This window comes from Colwellia sp. MB3u-55 (genome assembly GCF_014076785.1).
GTDB lineage: Bacteria > Pseudomonadota > Gammaproteobacteria > Enterobacterales > Alteromonadaceae > Colwellia_A.
Window position 1 is genome coordinate 1 of record NZ_JACGUS010000054.1, and the last position, 3,875, is coordinate 3,875.

Annotated in this window: 5 protein-coding genes; all 5 read right to left on the reverse strand. The window is 35.5% G+C overall.

What is annotated here, in order from left to right; translation table 11 throughout:
* Positions 1-222: 222 nt before the first annotated feature.
* On the reverse strand, positions 223-741 hold the full coding sequence (locus tag H4J66_RS01315) for a sel1 repeat family protein (protein ID WP_182169551.1): 519 nt from the start codon (positions 739-741) through the stop codon (positions 223-225).
* A gap of 868 nt (positions 742-1,609) precedes the next feature.
* Positions 1,610-1,963: a DUF2306 domain-containing protein gene (locus tag H4J66_RS01320; RefSeq protein WP_182169553.1), complete on the reverse strand. Its 354-nt coding sequence runs from the start codon at positions 1,961-1,963 to the stop codon at positions 1,610-1,612.
* Between the two features lie 119 nt (positions 1,964-2,082).
* On the reverse strand, positions 2,083-2,415 hold the full coding sequence (locus H4J66_RS01325; RefSeq protein ID WP_182169555.1) for a hypothetical protein: 333 nt from the start codon (positions 2,413-2,415) through the stop codon (positions 2,083-2,085).
* A gap of 104 nt (positions 2,416-2,519) precedes the next feature.
* Complete coding sequence (locus H4J66_RS01330) at positions 2,520-3,137, reverse strand: hypothetical protein (RefSeq protein ID WP_182169557.1); 618 nt, start codon at positions 3,135-3,137, stop codon at positions 2,520-2,522.
* Between the two features lie 110 nt (positions 3,138-3,247).
* On the reverse strand, positions 3,248-3,574 hold the full coding sequence (locus H4J66_RS01335; RefSeq protein WP_182169559.1) for a hypothetical protein: 327 nt from the start codon (positions 3,572-3,574) through the stop codon (positions 3,248-3,250).
* Positions 3,575-3,875 lie beyond the last annotated feature (301 nt).

Consider the following 3,875-nt stretch of genomic DNA (forward strand, 5'->3'; position numbering starts at 1 on the left):
TGCTTTGGCGAAAAAACTATTTAACCACAAACTAAAATAGATTTAATTACACGTAAATAACCAAGATAAAGAAAAGACAAATACCACAATTACATTTAATCGAATTCGCAATGCCGCATAACGCCGTTTTAAGCGGCAAATTGCAGTTGGCTAAAATAAGTGAGGCACGAACAAAAAGCCAACTGTAATTTGTCCGACTTGAAAACCCTTGTTAGGTAACCATTACTCAACTAAATCAACTTCATACACTGTACTTATGCGTTCTGATCTATGACAAGAGTGTTGAATTCTTCGTGATAAAACAGTTGATGATTTTGTACACGTGATATTTTGAGATTTCATACCATATCTTTTAATATACTCTTTAACTATTCCATCAATTTTCAACTGTTGTTCTGACGTAGCAGATGAATAAAAATTTCTGTATTGTTCAGACCAATCCTCAGTTTCCATCTCCGTGGCTACACCAAGCCATCCCATTCCCATTAAAGTAGATTGTTCAACATGATGTCCTTTGAGAAACATGAATGCAATAGTATATTGAGCACCTTTATAACCCCATGTTGCTGGTGTCTTTAAGAGTTCAAAAGATTTTTCATATTCACCTTTTTGATAACTTTTAATTCCGTTAATCTCATCCAATTCTAGAGAGCTAAGATGCTTCGTCTGAATTCCAGTAGATTGGCAGCCAGATGTTATGACTAAAGAAAATAATATCAAAAATATACTTTTAAACGACATACGACTCCAATTGATAAATTATATGGTTGCCTAACGCCCCATTAAGGGGCAAATTGCAGTTGGCTAAAATGTGTAGCGAAGCGAAACTAGCCAACTGTAATTTGTCCCGCTTGAATAGCTTGTTAGTTACTTTTTAATTAAAAGCATAATAGTAGCAATAAGTTACCATGTTTAATTGATTAACGAAAGTGACCAAAAGTATCCCGCGCTAACCACCAAACATTAACTTTGAGCCTTAACAACTAAAGCTACTTTGAACATTAAATGGTGAAAGGCGAAAACTGGATTGAGCAAAAAGGAATTGAAAGATTGAGAGCAAATCCATTGCCAAACCAAAGAACGAAACAAACACAAAAGTTAAATTGAGCACCAAACTATAAAATAAATTTAACCAGAATAGCGCGGGTAACTAACGCCCCATTAAGAGGCTTTTAATTGTTGGCTAAAATGTGAAGCGAAGCGGAACCTAGCCAACTGTTAAAAGTCCTGCTTGAATGGCTTGTTATGTTTACTTTTTATTGAGCCTCTTTACGACACTATCAATTAAGTAATTACCTAAAATAAATACAAGAATAGTCATAACTAGAAAGGACCCAATTAAAGTAATACTACCAAATGAAAACTCACTTTTTACGTATATAACTCCTGACTCTGAACCTGCAAAAAGTTTTAAGCCAATACCAATATAAGTAGTAAAAAACACGATACCAATAATCCATAGGCCTATCGTTTTAATCATATATTGGAATCAACCTTGTAAACATAACGCCTAATTAACAGGCAAAAAATTGTTGGCTAAAATAAGTGAACGGAGTGAACAAAAAGCCAACTTTTTTTTGTCCTTGTTTAATTTCTTGTTAGGCATATGCTAATAAAATACGCCATTAAGAAAACGACCAGGAGTCACAACAGCAAAATAAGCTGAAATAACAGTACCTATGTATGCACCAAGCATACAATGAGTATGACGTTTGATATTACCTTTACGAATAGAAGACACTCCAACTGGAATACAAACAATAACCAAAATAGAAAAAAGGTGTAACCACGTAAAGCTACCAGTTGGCATTATAAAAAGAGAACTAATAGCTGTAATAAGCATTAAAACAGCCCAAAACTTTCCAATACGCTTGTGGATTAAAGTACCCTTTTCTAAGGATAAATTTATAGCTCCTAAAACTAAAGAAGGTATGACGGCTAGCAGATGTATATAAATATCCATATTAACTCTAAATGCCTAACGCCTAATTAACAGGCTAAAAATTGTGGGCTAAAATAAGTGAACGTAGTGAACAAAAAGCCAACTGTTTTTGTCCTTGTTGAATTTCTTGTTAGGTAGCTTTAATCTCCACCACCATCTGAACCACCAAAATCAGTAGGACTAGAATCATTAGCGAAACTATCAGATGTATTTTTACTTACCAAAAACGTTAAGAATATATAGCTCAACAACCTAATTTTAGGCTTATCTATTGATGGTTTAAAACCAGTTCTATCAATTTGTGAGATAGAAAACACTAAGACTAATATTGCACCTAAAAATGGAACTATAAAAACAAATATGGATTGAGCAATTAACTGATGCTTTGAAAACATATTCGATAGCACAGCGTAATATATTGCTGATGCATTCAGATACAATAATATGACTATAGTTATGCTGAGAAATTCCATTTGCTACCTAACGCCCGTATCACCGAGCAAGTTTTTGATGGCGGCTTTTTTGCGGTTCTTTGCAAAAAAGGTGACAGCGAAAATTTGTCCGGTGGATGCGCTGGTTATATTTCAATCTTATTACCCTGTAACTTTGCTATATCTTCAAAGGCTTGATTCTTATAGAACTCATCAAGGCACTGACTCCATTCTTTGAAGTGTTCGATGTCATTTAGTGCGACATCTACTGTAAAGATCATGTGATAAAATGGCCCCTTTGGTGAAAAGCACCATGAATCATCACTTTCCAGTGCACTTTGTGCTGCTTTGAGTGTAGAGAATCGCTCAAAAAATGGGAACGCGATTTTCTCGATTGCTTTCTTAATTGTTAGTGCCAAATCTTTCGGAGGCTCATCAATATTTACCTCCCAAGTGCCGTCACCTCTATACCCAACCCCCTTCATCGATCCCACGTTCGGCGAATACTGCTGTATTTGATATGGCATGGTATAACTGCCAAGTGCTTTCTCTACCTTTCTTGCTGCGTCATAGTTTCTGCCAAAATAGAAAGAGACATCAATATAGGGTGACCACTTATTTGAGCCTGACAGGACTATGACATCGAAGCCCTCGGCTCTTTTGCGTTTCAGTTCTAGTTTGGATTTATAAAACTTGAACTCACCACCAAATAAATCAGCTACTTCTTGGCCTAGTTGCTTTTTATAGTTATCTGCCGCAGACACAGGACTGGCCCCCTTGAAATATAACGCCCTACTAAGCGGCTAAAAATAGTTGGCTATAATTTGCGAGGTACGAGCACAGCCAACTGTTTGTGTCCGTCTTGAGTTGCTTGTTAGTTGCCTTTTTTACGATATTTAACAATACCATAAAAGTAATTTAACACTACACCAATAATGAGTAATAAAACATAAGAAGCCATTCGATTTTCTGTAAGGAGACCCAAGTGCCAAAAATATGCGATAAATACCATAAAAACAGAAAACAATATTAGGCTTACACCTACACTTTTTCCAAATGCTTGAGGATTAGAAAAGTTCTTTTCACTGTAACCCGAGATTAAACCTCTGCGCCCTTTAAAAGCGATTAGATACCCGAAAATCCCACAAGGTAAAACTGCGAAGAGAATAATAAATAAAGCTTCAACTGTAGACTCATCCATGATGCAAACTCCTTGGCAACTAACGCCACATTAAGCGGCAAAAAATTGTTGGCTAAAATGTTGAACGAAGTGAAAACAGCCAACTGTTTTTTGTCCGTTTGAATGCCTTGTTATGCGATTTTTACACCACCACAAACTGCACAATTTATATAAATATTAATGACATAAAATGCACATTAAAAAACTCACAGCATTGCGACACACTAAACCGTGAATTTTGAGCCACTAATGAAAAGTGAATTTATCACTTACCTACTTTGGCGAAAAACTATTTAACCAAAAAGTGAAATAGATTTAATTA

Bases quoted from the DNA above. Each gene is read 5' to 3' on its own strand.
- H4J66_RS01315 (WP_182169551.1), bottom strand. From the start codon at position 741: ATGTCGTTTAAAAGTATATTTTTGATATTATTTTCTTTAGTCATAACA.
- H4J66_RS01320 (WP_182169553.1), bottom strand. From the start codon at position 1,963: ATGGATATTTATATACATCTGCTAGCCGTCATACCTTCTTTAGTTTTA.
- H4J66_RS01325 (WP_182169555.1), bottom strand. From the start codon at position 2,415: ATGGAATTTCTCAGCATAACTATAGTCATATTATTGTATCTGAATGCA.
- H4J66_RS01335 (WP_182169559.1), bottom strand. From the start codon at position 3,574: ATGGATGAGTCTACAGTTGAAGCTTTATTTATTATTCTCTTCGCAGTT.